This is a genomic window from Achromobacter sp., from assembly GCF_050285565.1.
In the GTDB taxonomy this organism is placed as follows: Bacteria; Pseudomonadota; Gammaproteobacteria; order Burkholderiales; family Burkholderiaceae_B; genus Achromobacter.
This window is the reverse complement of sequence record NZ_JBLZXG010000011.1, coordinates 135,664-153,046: the sequence shown is the minus strand read 5'-3', so window position 1 is coordinate 153,046 and position 17,383 is coordinate 135,664. Positions and strand designations below refer to the sequence as shown.

Annotated in this window: 15 protein-coding genes; 11 read left to right on the top strand and 4 right to left on the bottom strand. The window is 69.0% G+C overall.

The features are described from left to right. Window position 1: 1 nt before the first annotated feature. The 5 genes from ACN6O8_RS22385 (at window position 2) to purU (ending at window position 3,954) form a co-directional block, all read left to right on the top strand. Window positions 2-655 carry a gamma-glutamylcyclotransferase gene (locus ACN6O8_RS22385; RefSeq protein ID WP_427993182.1) on the top strand — a complete coding sequence of 218 codons (654 nt, stop codon included), beginning with the start codon at window positions 2-4 and terminating at the stop codon, window positions 653-655. A 105-nt stretch (window positions 656-760) separates the two neighbouring features. Continuing rightward, on the top strand, window positions 761-1,390 hold the full coding sequence (pdxH, locus tag ACN6O8_RS22380) for a pyridoxamine 5'-phosphate oxidase (protein WP_427993181.1): 630 nt from the start codon (window positions 761-763) through the stop codon (window positions 1,388-1,390). A gap of 51 nt (window positions 1,391-1,441) precedes the next feature. Then, window positions 1,442-1,966 (top strand): flavin reductase family protein, encoded by a 525-nt coding sequence (locus ACN6O8_RS22375; RefSeq protein ID WP_427993180.1) that lies wholly within the window; start codon window positions 1,442-1,444, stop codon window positions 1,964-1,966. Beyond that, window positions 1,963-3,096, top strand: a complete 1,134-nt coding sequence (locus ACN6O8_RS22370) for an NAD(P)/FAD-dependent oxidoreductase (RefSeq protein ID WP_427993179.1) — start codon at window positions 1,963-1,965, stop codon at window positions 3,094-3,096. The genes ACN6O8_RS22375 and ACN6O8_RS22370 overlap by 4 nt, the downstream gene beginning before the upstream one ends. A 3-nt stretch (window positions 3,097-3,099) precedes the next feature. Then, window positions 3,100-3,954 (top strand): formyltetrahydrofolate deformylase, encoded by an 855-nt coding sequence (gene purU / locus ACN6O8_RS22365; protein ID WP_427993178.1) that lies wholly within the window; start codon window positions 3,100-3,102, stop codon window positions 3,952-3,954. Here purU and ACN6O8_RS22360 read toward each other — a convergent pair. Next, window positions 3,951-4,838: a LysR family transcriptional regulator gene (locus ACN6O8_RS22360; RefSeq protein WP_427993177.1), complete on the bottom strand. Its 888-nt coding sequence runs from the start codon at window positions 4,836-4,838 to the stop codon at window positions 3,951-3,953. The genes purU and ACN6O8_RS22360 overlap by 4 nt on opposite strands. Before the next feature lie 133 nt (window positions 4,839-4,971). Between ACN6O8_RS22360 and ACN6O8_RS22355 the strand changes: the two genes are divergently transcribed. The 4 genes from ACN6O8_RS22355 to ACN6O8_RS22340 all read left to right on the top strand — a co-directional run bounded on the left by ACN6O8_RS22355 (window position 4,972) and on the right by ACN6O8_RS22340 (window position 10,586). After that, window positions 4,972-6,669, top strand: coding sequence for an acyl-CoA dehydrogenase family protein (locus ACN6O8_RS22355; protein ID WP_427993176.1), 1,698 nt, complete (start codon window positions 4,972-4,974; stop codon window positions 6,667-6,669). A 58-nt stretch (window positions 6,670-6,727) separates the two neighbouring features. Then, a complete protein-coding gene (locus tag ACN6O8_RS22350) occupies window positions 6,728-7,705 on the top strand; it encodes a Bug family tripartite tricarboxylate transporter substrate binding protein (RefSeq protein ID WP_427993175.1) in 978 nt (325 codons plus the stop codon). A gap of 13 nt (window positions 7,706-7,718) precedes the next feature. Beyond that, complete coding sequence (locus ACN6O8_RS22345) at window positions 7,719-8,840, top strand: CaiB/BaiF CoA transferase family protein (protein ID WP_427993174.1); 1,122 nt, start codon at window positions 7,719-7,721, stop codon at window positions 8,838-8,840. A gap of 342 nt (window positions 8,841-9,182) precedes the next feature. After that, window positions 9,183-10,586 carry an APC family permease gene (locus ACN6O8_RS22340; protein ID WP_427993173.1) on the top strand — a complete coding sequence of 468 codons (1,404 nt, stop codon included), beginning with the start codon at window positions 9,183-9,185 and terminating at the stop codon, window positions 10,584-10,586. 73 nt (window positions 10,587-10,659) lie between these two features. Here ACN6O8_RS22340 and ggt read toward each other — a convergent pair whose 3' ends face one another. Then, window positions 10,660-12,414 carry a gamma-glutamyltransferase gene (ggt, locus tag ACN6O8_RS22335; protein ID WP_427993172.1) on the bottom strand — a complete coding sequence of 585 codons (1,755 nt, stop codon included), beginning with the start codon at window positions 12,412-12,414 and terminating at the stop codon, window positions 10,660-10,662. A 127-nt stretch (window positions 12,415-12,541) separates the two neighbouring features. Here ggt and ACN6O8_RS22330 point away from each other — a divergent pair, with 127 nt between their 5' ends. Next, window positions 12,542-13,432 carry a LysR family transcriptional regulator gene (locus tag ACN6O8_RS22330; RefSeq protein WP_427993171.1) on the top strand — a complete coding sequence of 297 codons (891 nt, stop codon included), beginning with the start codon at window positions 12,542-12,544 and terminating at the stop codon, window positions 13,430-13,432. A gap of 126 nt (window positions 13,433-13,558) precedes the next feature. On the opposite strand, the gene ACN6O8_RS22325 is transcribed toward ACN6O8_RS22330, so the two are convergent. Beyond that, window positions 13,559-14,536, bottom strand: a complete 978-nt coding sequence (locus tag ACN6O8_RS22325; protein WP_427993170.1) for a tripartite tricarboxylate transporter substrate binding protein BugE — start codon at window positions 14,534-14,536, stop codon at window positions 13,559-13,561. 165 nt (window positions 14,537-14,701) lie between these two features. Between ACN6O8_RS22325 and ACN6O8_RS22320 the strand changes: the two genes are divergently transcribed. Beyond that, window positions 14,702-15,682 (top strand): AEC family transporter, encoded by a 981-nt coding sequence (locus ACN6O8_RS22320; protein ID WP_427993169.1) that lies wholly within the window; start codon window positions 14,702-14,704, stop codon window positions 15,680-15,682. A 260-nt stretch (window positions 15,683-15,942) separates the two neighbouring features. Here the strand turns inward: ACN6O8_RS22320 and fumC are convergent, their stop codons facing one another. Further along, on the bottom strand, window positions 15,943-17,334 hold the full coding sequence (fumC, locus tag ACN6O8_RS22315) for a class II fumarate hydratase (protein WP_427993168.1): 1,392 nt from the start codon (window positions 17,332-17,334) through the stop codon (window positions 15,943-15,945). Window positions 17,335-17,383 lie beyond the last annotated feature (49 nt).

Below are 17,383 nucleotides of genomic sequence, written 5' to 3'. Positions count from 1 at the left end.
CGTGAACATGCAGTCTTCTCCCTCCGTGGCCGGCGCCAGCCTGCCTTTCCGTCTGTGGACTCCCGAAGAGCGACACGCCTCGCTGCAGGCCGCCCTGCAACACTGGCGCGACGGCGAGGACGTGTGGGTATATGGGTACGGATCGCTGATCTGGCGCCCCGATTTCGATTTCGAAGAGCGCCGCCTTGCCACCCTGCGCGGCCATCACCGCGCCCTGTGCCTGTGGTCGCGGGTCAACCGCGGCACCCCCGAATGCCCAGGCCTGGTGTTCGGCCTGGATCGCGGCGGCTCCTGCCGGGGGGTGGTCTACCGTCTGGCGGGCAGCCAGGTGCCGACCTATTTCCCCGCCCTGTGGGACCGCGAGATGTCCACCGGCGCTTATCTGCCGCGCTGGCTCAACTGCAGCACCGAGGCCGGCCCGGTGCGCGCCCTGGTATTCATCATGAACCGCGACAACCCGGCCTACATCCGCGCCCTGCCCGAGGCCGAGCTGCTTGCCATCGTGCGCCGGGCCGCCGGCCGCTACGGCCCCTGCACCGACTACGTGGTGCAGACGGCCCAGGCGCTGCGCGCCGCCGGCATCCACGACGCCCGCCTGGACGCCATCGCCCGGCGCCTGGAACAGGACAGCCATACGCTGCCCGAAGGCCCTTGAAGCCCCCGGACGCGAAAACTTGCCCGGGCCCTGCGCGGGGTCAATGAGGGAAGGGGTTCTCCGGCGGTATAAACTGCTTGTTATCAACGCTGAATCCAACCTCCCATGTCTGTCTCCGATCTGCGTCAAAGCTACGAAAAGAACGTGCTGCTGGAAAGCGAGGCCGCCGCGTCTCCGTTCGAGCAGTTCACCCGCTGGTTCGACGAGGCCCTGGCCGCCAAGGTGCCCGAGCCCAACGCCATGACCCTGGCCACCGTCGACGCCAGCGGCCAGCCCAGCGCCCGCATCGTGCTCATCAAGGGGTTCGACGAGCACGGCTTCACGTTCTTCACCAATTACGAGTCGCGCAAGGGCACCGACCTGCTGGCCGAGCCGCGCGCCTGCCTGTTGTTCTTCTGGCAGCCGCTCGAGCGCCAGGTGCGCATCGAGGGCGTGGTGGAAAAAGTGCCGGCCGAGGAATCGGACGCCTACTACCATAGCCGTCCGGCCGGTTCGCGCATCGGCGCGTGGGCCTCGCGCCAGAGCCAGCCCATCACCCGCGCCGAGCTCGAAGCCCGCGAGCAGGAATTCCGCGCCCGCTACGGCGACCAGCCGCCGCGCCCGCCGCACTGGGGCGGCTACCGCCTCAAGCCCACCTCGCTGGAATTCTGGCAAGGCCGGCCCTCGCGCCTGCACGACCGCCTGCGCTACGTCGCCGACGGCCAGGGCTGGAAGATCGAACGCCTGTCGCCTTGACGCCGCCGGGCGCCGCATGAGCCCGCGGCGCCCGCCCCATCTCTCAATTGCATGCCCGCCTCCTCCCCTGATTTCGACGCCGCCTTCTTCCGCACCGCACTCGGCCGCTACGCCACCGGCGTCACGGTCGTGACCACCGCCGACCTCGATGGCGCGCCCATCGGCCTGACGGTCAGCTCGTTCAACTCGGTGTCCCTGAACCCGCCGCTGGTGCTGTGGAGCCTGTCGCGCAGTTCCTCGTCGCTGGCCGCTTTCGAGCAGTGCCAGCGTTACGTGGTCAACGTGCTGAGCGCCCACCAGATCGCGCTGGCGCGGCGCTTCGCCACCGGCAAGACGCCGGACCGCTACGCCGGCCTGACCGTGCATCACGCGCCAGGCGGCACGCCGATGCTGGATGGCCATTGCGCCGCCTGGTTCGACTGCCACAACCGCAGCCGCTATGTCGAGGGAGATCACGTCATCATGGTCGGAGAAGTCGAACGTTGCGGACATAGCGCCGAGCCGCCGCTGGTGTTCCACGCGGGCGGATTCGACCTGACGCCCGCGGGTGGGCGCGCCGGGGACAAGGCATCATGAGCGCCGACATCGATTGCGTCGTCATCGGCGCCGGGGTGGTCGGCCTGGCCGTGGCGCGCGCCCTGGCCCAGGCCGGCCGCGAAGTGCTGGTGGCCGAGGCCACCGAGGCCATCGGCACCGGCACCAGTTCACGCAACTCCGAAGTCATCCACGCCGGCATCTATTACCCGGCGGGCAGTCTCAAGGCGCGCCTGTGCGTGCGCGGCAAGCACCTGCTCTACGCCTATTGCGCCGAACGTGGCATTCCCCACCGGCGGCTGGGCAAGCTGATCGTGGCCACCAGCGCCGACCAGGCCGCCCAGCTCGAAGGCATCGCGCAGCGCGCCCGCGCCAACGGCGTGGACGACCTGCAGTTCATTTCCGGCGAAGACGCCATGCGCCTGGAACCCGCGCTGCGCTGCACGGCCGCGCTGGTGTCGCCGTCCACCGGCATCGTCGACAGCCACGCATTGATGCTGGCCTACCAGGGCGACGCCGAGAACGCCGGCGCCCAGTGCGTGTTCCACACGCCGCTGGTGTCTGGCCGGGTGCGCCCCGAAGGCGGCTTCGCGCTGCAATTCGGCGGCGACGAAGCCATGACCCTGAGCTGCAACGTGCTGATCAATTCCGCCGGCCTGCAGGCCCCGGCGCTGGCGCGCCGCATCGAGGGCGTGCCGGCCGCCAGCATCCCCGCCGACTACCTGTGCAAAGGCAGCTACTTCACGCTGTCCGGCCGCGCGCCGTTCTCGCGCCTGATCTACCCGGTGCCGCAGCATGCCGGCCTGGGCGTGCACCTGACGCTCGACATGGGCGGCCAGGCCAAGTTCGGCCCCGACACCGAATGGGTCGGCACCGAGGACTACACCATCGACCCGGCCCGCGCCGAGGTTTTCTACGCCGCCGTGCGCAGCTATTGGCCGGCCCTGCCGGACAATGCCCTGGCGCCCGGCTACACCGGCATCCGCCCCAAGATCTCCGGGCCGCACGAGCCGGCCGCCGATTTCGTCATCGCCGGCCCGGCCGCGCACGGCGTGCCCGGCCTGGTGAACCTGTTTGGCATAGAATCGCCCGGACTGACGTCCAGCCTGGCGCTGGCCGAAGAAACCCTGGCGCGCCTGGCGGATGACGCCTCTTCCCCTTCATTTCCCTGAACCATGCAGCACAACGACTACATCCTGACCCTGTCCTGCCCCGACCGCACCGGCATCGTCTTCCGCGTCAGCGGCCTGCTGTTCGAATCGGGTTGCAACATCCTCGATTCGCAGCAATTCGGCGACGAGGAAACCGGCCGCTTCTTCCTGCGGGTGCACTTCGACCTGCCGGCCGGCGCGGCCCCGGACGCGCTGCGCACGCGCCTGGACGAGATGGCGGCCGAATACGACATGGAATTGCAGCTGCATGACGCGCGCCGCAAGGAACGCCTGCTGATCATGGTCAGCAAGCAGGGCCACTGCCTGAACGACCTGCTGTTCCGCGTGCACAGCGGCCAGCTGCATGCCGAAGTGGCCGCCATCGTCTCGAATCACAACGACTACGCCAGCCTGGCCGCGTCCTATGGCATCCCGTTCCACCACCTGCCGGTCACGCCCGACACCAAGGCCGATCAGGAGCGGCAGGTGCTGGCGCTGGTGGACCGCTACGAGATCGACCTGGTGGTGCTGGCGCGCTACATGCAGATCCTGTCGGCCGAGATGTGCCAGGCGCTCAATGGCCGCGCCATCAACATCCACCACAGCTTCCTGCCCAGCTTCAAGGGCGCCCGTCCTTACCACCAGGCGCACGCGCGCGGCGTCAAGATCATCGGCGCCACGGCGCACTTTGTCACCTCCGACCTGGACGAAGGCCCGATCATCGACCAGGACATCGAGCGCGTCGACCACACCATGACGGCGCAGGATCTGACCCAGGTTGGCAGCGACATCGAATCGCTGGTGCTGTCGCGCGCCGTGCGCAGCCACGTCGAGCACCGCATCCTGCTGAACCGCAACAAGACCGTGGTGTTCCGCTAGGCCGGAAACTGGCGCGCCACCAGCGCCAGGGCCTTTTCCTGCAACGGCGAACGGCCCGCGTCCGGCCAGATGACCTGGCTGACCGAGCGCGCCTGGTGTTCGAACGCGATGAAGCGCGTGCCCGCCAGGCCGCTGCGCGACAGGCACAACGGCACGATCGACACCCCCAACCCCTGCGACACCAGCGAGGCCACGCTCAACCAGTGGCGCACCTCGTGGCGGATCACCGGCATGAAGCCCGCGCTCACGCAAAGTGACAGCACGGTCTCGTAGTAGCTGGGCGAGGCGGCGCGGGCGAAAAACACGAAGTCGTCGGCGGCCAGCTCCCGCAGGGCCAGCGACGGCCGCCCGGCTAGCGGATGGCTTTGCGACAGGCACACCACGAACGGTTCGGCCATCAGGTCACGCGCGGCCACGCCGGCAGGCACCGGGTTGGCGTGGATGAACCCCAGGTCCTGCTCGCCGCGCCGCACCGCCTCGATCTGTTCGTGCGAATTCAGCTCGGTCAGCACGTGTTCCACGTCCGGCAGTTCCGCCCGCATCGACGCCAGCAGCGCCGGCAGGCCGCGATACAGCATCGAGCCGACGAAGCCGATGCGCAAGCGCCCGCGCAGGCCGGCGTCGACCCGCTGCACCAGCATGCGCACGTCCTCGGCCTGGCGCAGCAGCGTCAGGGCCTCGCGGTACAGCACCTGGCCGGCGGCGGTCAGTGCGACCTGCCGGCTGGTGCGCGCCAGCAGGCGCGCGCCGACGTTGTCCTCGAGCTGGCGGATGGCGTAGCTCAGCGGCGGCTGGGAGATGTGCAGCCGGGCGGCCGCGCGGCTGAAATGGCGCTCTTCGGCCACGGCGATGAAATAGCGCAGCAGGCGCGGATCCAGGTCCATCGGTCTCCTCCCGGGCGGCCACGCGCCGAGATCCATATTTTTATTGGATAGGTCTACACAAAAACGGTATTTGTATAGATTAATCCATCGTCGCACCATGCGGGCAATCCCCCTTTTTGCGCAGGAAGCCGCCATGGATACCCCCGCCCAGCCCGCCGCCGCCACCACGCCCGTCCCGGACGCGCGCGGCCTGAACCTGTTCCGCGCCGATCCGTATGCCGCGCCGCTGGCCCGGCGCTACCTGCCCGCGGCGCTGCATGCGCACCTGCTGCCACACCTGGACCGCCTGGGCGCACTGGCCGGCGGCCTGATGGACGAGCTGGCGGCCACCGCCGACAAGCACCCCCCCACCCTGTCGGTGCGCAGCCGCGCCGGCGCCGACGAGTCGCGCATCGACAAGCATCCGGCCTATGTCGAACTCGAACGCCTGGCCTACTGCGAATTCGGCCTGGCGGCGCTGTCGCATCGCGGCGGCGTGCTGGGCTGGCCCGAGCCGATGCCAGCCGCCGCCAAGTACGCGCTCAGCCACCTGTTCGTGCAGGCCGAGTTCGGCCTGTGCTGCCCGGTCAGCATGACCGATTCGCTGGCGCGCACGCTGCGCAAGTTCGGCGATCCGGCGCTGGTCGAACGGGTGCTGCCGCAGGTCACCAGCCAGGATTTCGACACGCTGCGCCAGGGCGCCATGTTCATGACCGAACAGGGCGCCGGGTCGGACGTCAGCGCCACCGAGGTCACGGCCCTGCGCCAGGACGACGGCAGCTGGCGCATCCACGGCGACAAATGGTTCTGCTCCAACCCCGACGCCGGTTTCGCCATGGTGCTGGCGCGCAGCGAAAGCGAGCCGGGCCTGAAGGGTGTATCGCTGTTCCTGTTGCCGCGCGACCTGGCCGACGGTTCGCACAACCACTACCGCATCCTGCGGCTCAAGGACAAGCTCGGCACCCGCTCCATGGCCAGCGGCGAGATCCGCCTGGAAGGCGCGGTGGCCTGGCTGGTGGGCGAGCGCGGCAAGGGCTTCAAGCACATGGCCGACATGATCAACAACTCGCGCCTGTCCAACGGCATGCGCGCCGCCGGCCTGATGCGCCGTGCCGTCACCGAGGCCGTCTATGTGTCGCAGCACCGCCGCGCGTTCGGCAAGCGCCTGATCGACATGCCGTTGATGCAACGCCAACTGGTGAAGATGACGGTGTGGGCCGAGCAGGCCCGCGGCGTCATGTTCCAGACCGCCCGCGCGCTGGCCGACGCCGATCAGGGCCGGGGCGATCCGGCGCTGGCGCGCATCCTGACGCCGCTGATCAAGTTCCGCGCCTGCCGCGATGCGCGCAAGGTCACCGGCGACGCCATGGAAGTGCGCGGCGGCTGCGGCTACATCGAGGAATGGAGCGAGCCGCGCCTGGTGCGCGACGCGCACCTGGGCTCGATCTGGGAAGGCACCAGCAACATCGTGGCGCTGGACGTGCTGCGCGCCATCAAGAAGGAAAGCGCGCTGCCGGCGCTGCAACGCCATATCGACCAATTGCTTGCGAAAGGCGCGCCCTGCCCGCCCGCGCTGGCCGCGATCCAGGCCAACGCGTTGCGACAGACCTACGCGCTGGCCGAACACGCCGCGCAGGGCGACCATGCCGAACTGGCGCGCCAGGCCGCCTCGCTGCTGTATCACGCGGTGTCAATGGCGGCGCTGCGCTGGGAAGCCGCCGGCGACGGCCTGGCCAGCCGCGCCCTGCTGGCCGACCAGGTGCTGCAGCATCGCCTCGCCCCGCGCGACCCCTACGCCATTGCCGCCGACGAAAGCGCCGCCAACCGCGACATCCTGCAATACGCGCTGTAGCCTGGCGCGCCACGACGCCGGCGGCACAGCCGGCGCGCCCCAACCACTGGAGACAACCATGAAACGCCCGTTCACCCCCTTGCTGCTGGCGGCCGCCACCATCGCCGCCGCGCCGCCGGCGCTGGCCGCCGACGCCTATCCGTCGCGCCCGGTCACGCTGGTGGTGCCGTTCCCGCCCGGCGGGCCCACCGACGCGCTGGCGCGCCGCCTGGCCGAAAAGCTCAAGCAGCCGCTGGGCCAGACCGTCATCGTCGAAAACCGCGCCGGCGCCGGCGGCAACATCGGCTCCGAATACGTGGCCGCCGCCAAGCCGGACGGCTACACCCTCCTGTTCGGCACCTCCGGGCCGCTGGCCATCAACATCAGCCTGTACAAGAACCAGGGCTACAACCCCGAGACCAGCTTCGCACCCATCATCCGCATCGGCCACCTGCCCAACATCCTGGTGGTGAACCCGTCGGTGCCGGCCAACAACGCGCGGGAACTGATCGCGTACGCCAAAAAGAATCCGGACAAGCTCAGCTATGCCTCGTCCGGCAACGGCGCGTCGTCGCACCTGGCCGGCATCCTGTTCAACCAGATGGCCGGCACCCGCATCATGCACATTCCCTACAAAGGCACGGGCCCCGCGCTCAACGACCTGCTGGGTGGACAAGTGTCGATGTCATTCACCGACATCCTGACCGCGCTGCCGTACATCAAGGCCGGCAAGCTGCGCGCCATCGGCCTGGCCAGCGCGCAGCGCTCGGACGCGCTGCCCGACCTGCCGACGCTGTCCGAGCAGGGGCTGTCCGGCTATGACGTCAGCGTGTTCTTCGGCATCGTCGCGCCCAAGGACACGCCGGCGCAGACCGTCGCCATGCTGAACCAGGCGTTCCGCACGGCGCTGTCCGACCCCGCGATCGAACAGACCCTGCACAACCAGGGCATCGTGCGCGCCCAGGACCAGACGCCGCAAGGCTTGTCGTCCTTCATCACGACCGAAGTGCCCAAGTGGCGCGCGCTCATCCAGAGCGCCCACGTTTCCATCGACTGACCGCAGAGGCCCCATGGCTCCCAAGCTTCCCGACGCCGGCGCCCTGGCCGGCTGCAGAGTGATCGACCTGTCGCGCGTGCTGGGAGGCCCGTACTGCACCCAGATCCTGGCCGACCACGGCGCCGACGTCCTCAAGATCGAGCCGCCCGGCGGCGACGAGACGCGGGGCTGGGGGCCGCCGTTCCTGGGCGATACCGCGTCGTACTTCGTTGGCGTCAACCGCAACAAGCGCGGCATGACGCTGGACCTGTCGCAACCGGCGGGCCAGGATCTGCTGCGCCACCTGCTGGCCGACGCCGATGTGCTGGTCGAGAATTTCAAGCCCGGCACGCTGGAGAAGTGGGGCCTGGGCTACGACACGCTGAGCCAGCGCTTCCCGGCGCTGATCCATTGCCGCGTCAGCGGCTTCGGCGCCGACGGCCCGCTGGGCGGCCTGCCGGGCTACGACGCCTGCGCCCAGGCCATGTGCGGCCTGATGAGCGTGAACGGCGAGGCCGATGGCGACGCCACCCGCGTGGGCCTGCCGGTGGTGGACATGGTGACGGGCCTGAACGCGGCGGTGGCGATTCTGCTGGCGTTGAACGAACGCGCGCGCAGCGGCCTGGGCCAATTCCTCGACATCACGCTGTACGACTGCGCGCTGTCGCTGCTGCATCCGCACGCGCCCAACTATTTCTACAGCGGCAAGACACCGGGCCGCAGCGGCAACGCGCATCCGAACATCGCGCCCTACGAGACGCTGCCGACCGCCAGCGGGCCGATCTTCCTGGCGGTCGGCAATAACCGTCAGTTCGCGCAACTGGCGCAGGTGCTGGAGGCGCCGGCCTTGGCCACGGACGCACGCTACGCCAGTAACGCCGACCGCCTGGCGCATCGCCAGGCGCTGCGCGACGATCTCGCCGCGCTGCTGGCCCGCCATGACGCGGCGGCGCTGGCGGACCGCCTGCTGCGCGCCGGCGTGCCGGCCGCGGCGGTGCAGACGGTGGACCAGGCGCTGGCGCATCCGCACACCCGGCATCGCGGCATGGTGCTGGAACAGGGCGACTACCGCGGCGTCGGCTCGCCGATAAAACTGTCGCGCACGCCCGCCACGCTGCGCACCTTGCCGCCGGAACTGGCGCCGCGCGAGCCATAGCGTCGCAGGCATTCGCGCCCGCCTCCGGCCACCGGTCTTTGGCGCCCCCCGGCCCGCCTCGCGCGGGCATTTCCCTTTTCGTCCCCGCCCGGCCGGGCCTGGCACCGATGGCCGCCACCCTTGGCTACACGCGCTTGCATGTCTTGCATGCACAGACAATTCGTTGCAGGACTGTTGCATTGCCCGGCGCGCGGCCGATTTAGACTTTTCGCCATCACTCCGGCCCGCCCTGCCCGGCGGGCCCCGGGGAAGCGACGCGCAGCGCCACTGGCCTTGCCCGCCCGCGCCCCCCACGTTGCCCTGGCGCGACTCCCCCATCTAACGAGAACAAGGAGAAAGACTATGGCCACGAACGCCCCCAGCGGCGATCCGCAGCAGAACGCCCCGCTCAAGCGGGTCATGGGCCCCAAGCTGCTGCTGCTTTTCATCGTCGGCGACATCCTCGGAACCGGCGTTTATGCCTTGACCGGACAGGTCGCCAAGGAAGTCGGCGGCGCGGCGTGGCTGCCGTTCCTGGTGGCCTTCGGCGTGGCGCTGCTGACCGCGCTGTCGTATCTGGAGCTGGTGACCAAGTATCCCAAGGCCGCGGGCGCGGCGCTCTATGTGCACAAGGCGTTCGGCCTGCACTTCCTGACCTTCATTGTCTGCTTCACCGTGATGTGCTCGGGCCTGACCTCGGCCGCCACCGCGTCGCAGGCATTCGCGGCCAACCTGTTCGCGGCGTTCGGCATCGAGGCCGACAAAGCCTGGATCACACTGGGCGCGCTGGGCTTCATGGCGCTGGTGATGCTGGTCAACCTGCGCGGCGCCTCCGAGAGCGTGCGCGCCAACGTGGTGCTGACCTTGATCGAGCTGGCCGGCCTGCTGATGGTGATCCTGCTGGGCTTCTACGCCATGTCGGAAGGCCAGGCCGACTTCTCGCGCGTCATCGCCTTCGACACGCCGGAAGACAAAAGCGTGTTCCTGGCCGTCACCTCGGCCACGGCGCTGGCGTTCTTCGCCATGGTCGGCTTCGAGGATTCGGTCAACATGGCCGAGGAAACCCATAACCCCAGCCGCATCTTCCCCAAGGTAATGCTGACCGGCCTGGGGCTGACCGCGGTGATCTACGTGCTGGTGTCGATCTGCGCCGTGGCGCTGGTGCCGGTGGGTGAACTGGCCAGCAGCAGCACGCCGCTGGTGCTGGTGGTCAAGCGCGCCGCGCCCGGACTGCCGGTGGAATACATCATGCCGGTGATTTCGATGTTCGCGGTGGCCAACTCGGCGCTGATCAACATGATGATGGCCAGCCGCCTGTTGTACGGCATGTCGCGCCAAGGCGTGCTGCCGGCCTTCCTGTCGCACGTGCATCGCCGCAACCAGACGCCGTGGACGGCCATTCTGTTCACCACCGCGCTAGCCTTCGGCCTGATCATCCTGGTGGCGCTGGCCGATTCCGAGGCCATCCGCGCCCTGGGCGGCACCACCGCGCTGTTGCTGCTGGGCGTGTTCGCCTTCGTCAACGTGGCGGTGCTGGTGCTGCGCCGCGACCGGGTCGAGCACGACCATTTCCGCATCAACCGCATCGTGCCCTGGCTGGGCGCGGCCGCCTGTCTGTTCCTGGTGACGCCGCTGACCGGGCGCGACGTGATCCAGTACCAGGTCGCCGGCTGGCTGCTGCTGCTTGGCGTGGCGATGTGGGGCGTGACCTATCTGGCGCGCAGCCGCGAGGAAAAGATGCGGCTGGATCCGGCGGCGCTGGAATGAACCGTAACGGCAGGCCCCGCCTGTCGCCGGGCCTGCCCTGCCCGCGTCCTGACACGCCCGGAATGCCGCCCCTTCAACCGCCCTGCGCCAACCCTTCGCGGCGCGGGTCGACCCCGCCCTGCAGGCCGTCGGCGTCGATCACGATGCCATGGATGCCGCTGGGAAAATCGGTGATCTTCACCGGATGTCCCATGCGTTCCAGGGCCGGCGCCAGCGCCTCCAGCGCGGTGCCCTTCTCCAGCTCGGTGTCCTTGTTGCGGCTGCCCAGGTTCGGCAAGGCCGCCGCCGCCTGGATGTCGAGCTTCCAGTCCAGCACCGCCACGATGGTCTTGGCGACGTAGTTGATGATGGCGCTGCCGCCCGGCGAGCCCACCAGCAGATAGGGCTTGCCGTCGCGCAGCACGATCATCGGCGCCATGGCGCTGCGCGGGCGCTTGCCGGGCTCGACGCGATTGGCCACCGGCCGGCCTTCGGGATCCTGGAACGACGACGAGAAATCCGTCATTTCATTGTTCAGCAGGAACCCGCGCACGAAGATCTTGCTGCCGAATTCGTTCTCGATGGTGGTGGTCATGGACAGCGCATTGCCGTCCTTGTCCACCGCCACCAGATGACTGGTGGCGGGTTGCTCCCAGGCGTTGTCGCGGCCCTGCGACAGCAGCGTGCCCTCGGGATCGCCGGGCAACGCCACCTTCATGCTGCGGTCGGGCCGGATCAGCGCGCCGCGCGCGCGCAGGTAGGCGGGATCCAGCATGGCGCGCACCGGCACGCGCGCAAAGTCCGGGTCGGCCACGTAGAAGTCGCGGTCGGCGAAGGCCAGGCGGCCGGCCTCGGCGAAATAATGCACCGCCTCGACGCTGCCGGGCGCATAGCGGCCCATGGGGTATTGCTCCAGCTCGCCCAGCATCTGCAACACCGCGATCGGGCCGCTGCTGGGCGGGCCCATGCCGCACAGCGCATAGCCGCGATAGGCGCCGCAGACCGGTTCGCGCTGGCGCGCCCGGTAGCCCGCCAGATCGGCCAGCGTCAGGTCGCCGGGCTTGGGATGGGCATGCACCGCCGCGACGATGTCGCGGGCGATATCGCCCTGGTAGAAAGCATCGGCGCCGCCTTGCGCCACCGCCCGCAGCGTGGCCGCGAAGGCGGGGTTCTTCAGCACGTGGCCCACCGGCCAGGCGCTGCCGTCGGGCGCGTAGAAGTAAGCGGCGGCCGCCGGCTGGCGCGGCAATTCCGGGTTGCCCGCCAGCAGCTTGTGCAGGCGCGGCGACACCGCGAAACCCTGTTCGGCCAACCGGATGGCGGGCTGGAACAGGTCGGCCCAGGGCAGCTTGCCCTGGCGCTGGTGCGCCATCTCCAGGCCCCGCAGCAGACCCGGCACGCCGACCGCCATGCCATTGTTGACCGCCTGCTTGAACGGCAGCGGCTTGCCGTCGGCATCCAGGAAGCGATCGGGACGCGCCGCGGCCGGCGCCGTTTCGCGGCTGTCGTAGGTGACGATGGCGCGGTCCCGGGCCGAGTACAGCACCATGAAGGCGCCGCCGCCAATGCCCGAAGACTGCGGCTCGACCAGGTTCAGCACCAGTTGCGTGGCGATGGCGGCGTCCACCACGCTGCCACCGCGCCTGAGCATCTCGTCGCCGGCGGCGGTGGCCAGCGGATTGGCCGCGACCATCATGTAATGGGACGCGCGCACCAGGGCGCGCGCCTGACTGCCGGTGGCGGCCTCCGGGTTCCGGTCCTCGGTCGCGGCGGGCGAGCGGCCCCAGGTGGACGGCGCCGCCAGCGCGGCGGCGAGCAACAGGGGGGCGGCGCAACGGCACACGCGCATGGGGCGGACTCCATAATGGCGCCGGGCTGCCGGCTGGGACGTCCATGATAGACAAGACCCGCGCCGCTGTCGCACCGCGCCGGCCACACCGTAGAATGCGGGATTGCGCCGACACCCTCTTAGCCCCATGCGCTTGCGCCACATCGAGATCTTCGAAGCGATCCGCCGCACCGGTTCCCTGACCCAGGCCGCGGCGGCGCTGCACATCACCCAACCGGCGGCCAGCAAGCTGCTGGCCAGCGCCGAGGCGCAACTGGGCTTCAAGCTGTTCGAGCGTGTCAAGGGCCGTCTGGTGGCCACGCGCGAGGCCGATCTGCTCACGCCCGAAGTGGCGCGTCTGAACCAGGATCTGGACAGCGTGCGCCGGCTGGCCGCCAGCCTGCGCGACCGGCCCCACGCGCACCTGCGGCTGGGCTGCGCGCCAGCGCTGGGCCTGGGCCTGCTGCCGGGCGTGGTGCGCGACAGCCGCGCCGCGCAGCCCGGCCTGACGTTCGACATCCACACCCATCACAGCGCCGAACTGGTGCGCGGCATGCTGACGCGCGAGCTCGACCTGGCGGTGACCTTCGACACCCGCGACACCCCCGGCCTGGAGCGCATCGAGCTAGGCCACACCGAACTGGTGCACCTGGGCCGCGGACCCGGCGATGGCCCCCTGGCCCTGGCCGACATCGCCGGCGACGCGCTGATCCTGCTGGATGCGAGCGACGCCTCCGGCGCCTTGTTGCAGATGGCGCTGGATGCGCAAGGGCTGGACCCGCGCGCCCCGGTGCGGGTGCAGACGCATTACGTCGCCTGTGCCCTGGCGCAGGCGGGCGCGGGCGACGCCATCGCCGACGCCATCACGGCCCAGGCCATGCTGCGCCCGGACATGCGCCTGCGGCGCCTGACGCCCGCGCTGCGCGTGCCGATCAGCGTGCTGGTGCGCAGCCAGGATCCGCTCACCGGCCTGCAACGCGACCTGATCGCCCGGCTGCGCGCCGCCTGCGAAGCCAGCCAGGCGCTGCTCGACGCCTAGCGCGTCGGCGTTGCGCCGCGGCGCGCGGGCATGGCGCGGCGGGCATGTGGCGCGACCATGAAAAAAGGCGCCCGAGGACGCCCTTCGCGTGGCAGGCGGCGGGCTCGCGCCCGCGCCTTCAGCCCATCAATCCAGCTTGATGTTCTGCTTCTTCACGACGTCCTTCGCCCAGTCGTACTGTTCCTTGATTTCCTTGGCGAATTCTTCCGGCGTATTGCCCGACGGGGCCGAGCCCTGGTCGTCCAGCGCCTTGATGACCTTGGGATCCTTCAGGGCCACGACGGCGGCGTCGCGCAGCTTGTTCACGACTTCCATCGGCGTGCCCTTGGGCGCCAGCAGGCCGTACCAGACCGGCTGGTTCAGCACCGGGAAGCCCGCTTGCTTGAAGTTCGGCACGCCCTTGAGCGAGGCGATGTCTTCCGGCCAGGCGATGGCCATGGCGTTGAGCTTGCCCGCCTGGATCTGCGGCATCGAGGACGGCAGGTTGTCGAAGATGATTTCGATCTGGCCGCCCACGGCGTCCGCCACGGCCGGCCCCGAGCCCTTGTACGGCACGTGCACGATGTCGGTGCCGGTGGCCATCTTGAACGATTCGCCCATCAGGTGCAGCACGCCGCAAGTGCCCGAGCTGCCGTACGAGTACTTGCCGGGATTCTTCTTCAGTTCCTCGACGAAGCCCTTGAAGTCCTTGGCCGGGAACTTCGGGTTCACGGCGACCACGTTGGCGGTATTGGCGAAGTTGGTGACCGGCTGGAAGTCCTTGATCGGATCGTAGGGCAGGTCGTTGGGACGGCACGCCGGGTTCACGGCCATCGTCGAGACGGTGGCGATCGACAGCGTGTAGCCGTCCGGCGCGGCGCGCGCGGCTTCGGCCGCGCCGATGGCGCCACCGGCGCCGCCCTTGTTCTCGACCACCATGGGCTGGCCCAGTTCCTGGCTCATGCGCTGCGTCACCAGACGGGCGATGATGTCGGTCGAACCACCCGGCGCGAACGGCACGATGACGCGGATCGGCTTGTTGGGATAGGCGTCGGCGGCGTGAGCGGCACCGACCGTGCCGGCGGCCAGCGCGATGGCGACAGCCAGGGAGCGAACTTTAATCATTGGTGTGTTTCCTCCAAATTTGCGTGCCCGAGTGTGAACGGACCGTCTTGTGGCGCCCCCGTCTGTGGACGGGCGGGCAGTTAGCGCCGGCGGGGCATCGCTTGGTATGCAGGGCAGAAAGCCGTGCTGTTTATCGAGTTGCTTGTGGCACACGCGCCCGCCAGAATGACGGAGAATAGCAGCAAACGCTTACCGTCGCATAGCGTGCCGATCCCCGGCGGGCGCTCTCGAAAAAACGTAAATCCCATGTCGGTCGCACTGCTGGTTTTCCCTGATTTCATGCTGGTCGCGCTGGGTTGGGCGCTGCGTCACAAACTCAATTTCTCGCGCGAATTCTTCGCCGGCACCGAGCGCCTGGTGTACTTCGTGCTGTTCCCCGCGCTGCTGTTCCAATCCATCCTGCGCACGCCGATCAGCGCCGGCAATGCCGCAATACTGCTGCAGGCCACGGCGGCGGTGATCGTCTCGGGCGTGATGCTGGCGTGGCTGGCGGGCTGGGTGCTGAGGCCGCCGTCGCTGGCGCTGGCTTCGTCGGCGCAGTGCGGCTATCGCTTCAATACATATATCGGACTTGCCCTATCCGCCAGCCTGGGCGGTACGCAAGGACAGACCGTGATGGCGCTGATCATCGGCTTCGCGGTGCCCATGGCGAACGTGGCGGCGGTGTACGGACTGGCGCGCCACAACGGCGGTAATCTGCTGCGCGAGCTGGCGCGCAATCCGCTGGTAGTGTCGACGCTGGCGGGGCTGGCGTGCAATCTGGCGGGGCTGCATCTGCCGGGGCCGGTGGACACGGTACTGGCGCGGCTGGGCGCGGCGGCCATCGCGCTCGGGATCCTGTGCGTAGGCGCCAGCCTGGCATGGGAAGGCGGCAAGGGCTATGGCGGGCTGATCGCATGGATGCTGGCGGTCAAGCTGGTGGCGTTGCCATTGGTGGCGCTGGGCGTGGCCCGGTTGCTGGGACTGGCGCCGCTGGAGGCGCGGATGCTGTTGCTGTTCGCGGCGTTGCCGACAGCGTCGGCGGCTTATGTCCTGGCGATGCGGATGGGGGGCGATGGGCGGATGGTGGCGGTGCTCATTTCCCTGGGGACGTTGTTCTCTGCCTTGACGATTCCGGGGTGGTTGTTGTTGACGGGGAACGCTTAGCGGGTTTCTGTCTGCGGGGGCTAGCACGGGTTTGTCTTTCTTCGTAGGTCGCCCCTCGCGGCGGGGTTCGAGAAATGTTGCGCTGCCGGGCCGAGGGACAGGGACGGGGTTTGCGTTGCCCGCCAGGGCATGGGGACGGCCGCGGGCCACATCCGTGTAGGTGGGCGATGGTCAGCGGCGTTACGGGCAGCAACGTCAAACATGGCCGCATGAAAAAAGCCGCCCGTGTCGGGGCGGCCTCGTGTTGGGTGGCGCCGGCGTTACTTGCCGGCGTTGGTCATGCTGCCGGGCACGACCCATTCGGCGAACTGGGCTTCGGTGACGTAGCCCAGGGCCAGGGCCGATTCCTTCAGGGACAGGCCTTCCTTGTGGGCCTTCTTGGCGATCTGGGCGGCCTTGTCGTAGCCGATGTGCGGGTTCAAGGCGGTGACCAGCATCAACGAGCGGTCGACCAGTTCGGCGATGCGTTCGCGGTTGGGCTGGATGCCGGCGGCGCAGTGCTTGTCGAAGCTGGCCATGCCGTCGGTCAAGAGGCGCACCGACTGCAGGAAGTTGTGGATCACCAGGGGCTTGTAGACGTTCAGCTCGAAGTTGCCGCTGGCGCCGCCGATGTTGATGGCGACGTCATTGCCCATGACCTGGGCGGCCAGCATGGTGATGGCTTCGCACTGGGTCGGGTTGACCTTGCCCGGCATGATGGAACTGCCGGGTTCGTTTTCGGGGATGCTGATCTCGCCCAGGCCGGAGCGCGGACCGCTGGACAGCCAGCGCACGTCGTTGGCGATCTTCATGAGACCGGCGGCCAGCGACTTCAGGGCACCGTGCGCGAACAGCAGGGCTTCATGCGAGGCCAGGGCCTGGAACTTGTTGGGCGCGGAGACGAAGGCGGTTTCGGTGGCGTGGGCCAGCTCGGCCGCGACCTTGGCGGAAAATTGCGGATGGGCGTTCAGGCCGGTGCCGACGGCGGTGCCGCCGATGGCCAGTTGGTGCAGGCCCGGCAGCGTGGCGCGGATCTGCTGTTCGGCCAGATCCAGCTGGGCGACGTAGCCGGACAGTTCCTGGCCCAGCGTCAGCGGCGTGGCATCCTGCAAGTGGGTGCGGCCGATCTTGACGATGTCGTAGAACTCGGCGCTCTTGGCGGCGAAGGTGGCGCGCAGGGTCTTCAGGACCGGCAGCAGGTGGTGCTCGACCTGGACGGCGGCGGCCACGTGCATGGCGGTGGGGAAGGTGTCGTTGGACGACTGGCCGCGGTTGACATGGTCGTTGGGATGCACCTTGCGTTCTTCGCCGCGCACGCCGCCCAGCAGTTCCGAGGCGCGGTTGGCCAGCACCTCGTTCATGTTCATGTTGCTCTGCGTGCCCGAGCCGGTCTGCCACACGGACAGCGGGAATTCGTTGGGCCACTTGCCGGCGATGACTTCATCGGCGGCGCGGATGATGCCGTCGGCGATCTTGGGGTCGAGCTCGCCGAGATCCGCATTGACCTTGGCGGCCGCGCGCTTCAGGCGCGCCATGGCGATGACCAGCGGCTCGGGCATCTTTTCAGTGGAGATCGCGAAAAAATGCAGCGAACGCTGCGTCTGCGCGCCCCACAGATGATCCTCGGGGACTTCGATGGGGCCAAAGGTGTCTTTTTCGATGCGGGTCTTCATGGCGCTTACTGCTCCGTGGCGGCGTACGTCGCGGCCGGCGCGATGGCGC

Excerpts from the sequence above, each read along its gene's own strand:
- ACN6O8_RS22330 (WP_427993171.1), top strand. The coding sequence starts at position 12,542 with ATGCGCTTGCGCCACATCGAGATCTTCGAAGCGATCCGCCGCACCGGT.
- ACN6O8_RS22355 (WP_427993176.1), top strand. The coding sequence starts at position 4,972 with ATGGATACCCCCGCCCAGCCCGCCGCCGCCACCACGCCCGTCCCGGAC.
- fumC (WP_427993168.1), bottom strand. The coding sequence starts at position 17,334 with ATGAAGACCCGCATCGAAAAAGACACCTTTGGCCCCATCGAAGTCCCC.
- ggt (WP_427993172.1), bottom strand. The coding sequence starts at position 12,414 with ATGCGCGTGTGCCGTTGCGCCGCCCCCCTGTTGCTCGCCGCCGCGCTG.
- ACN6O8_RS22340 (WP_427993173.1), top strand. The coding sequence starts at position 9,183 with ATGGCCACGAACGCCCCCAGCGGCGATCCGCAGCAGAACGCCCCGCTC.
- purU (WP_427993178.1), top strand. The coding sequence starts at position 3,100 with ATGCAGCACAACGACTACATCCTGACCCTGTCCTGCCCCGACCGCACC.
- ACN6O8_RS22320 (WP_427993169.1), top strand. The coding sequence starts at position 14,702 with ATGACGGAGAATAGCAGCAAACGCTTACCGTCGCATAGCGTGCCGATC.
- ACN6O8_RS22350 (WP_427993175.1), top strand. The coding sequence starts at position 6,728 with ATGAAACGCCCGTTCACCCCCTTGCTGCTGGCGGCCGCCACCATCGCC.
- ACN6O8_RS22370 (WP_427993179.1), top strand. The coding sequence starts at position 1,963 with ATGAGCGCCGACATCGATTGCGTCGTCATCGGCGCCGGGGTGGTCGGC.
- ACN6O8_RS22375 (WP_427993180.1), top strand. The coding sequence starts at position 1,442 with ATGCCCGCCTCCTCCCCTGATTTCGACGCCGCCTTCTTCCGCACCGCA.
- ACN6O8_RS22325 (WP_427993170.1), bottom strand. The coding sequence starts at position 14,536 with ATGATTAAAGTTCGCTCCCTGGCTGTCGCCATCGCGCTGGCCGCCGGC.
- ACN6O8_RS22360 (WP_427993177.1), bottom strand. The coding sequence starts at position 4,838 with ATGGACCTGGATCCGCGCCTGCTGCGCTATTTCATCGCCGTGGCCGAA.
- pdxH (WP_427993181.1), top strand. The coding sequence starts at position 761 with ATGTCTGTCTCCGATCTGCGTCAAAGCTACGAAAAGAACGTGCTGCTG.
- ACN6O8_RS22345 (WP_427993174.1), top strand. The coding sequence starts at position 7,719 with ATGGCTCCCAAGCTTCCCGACGCCGGCGCCCTGGCCGGCTGCAGAGTG.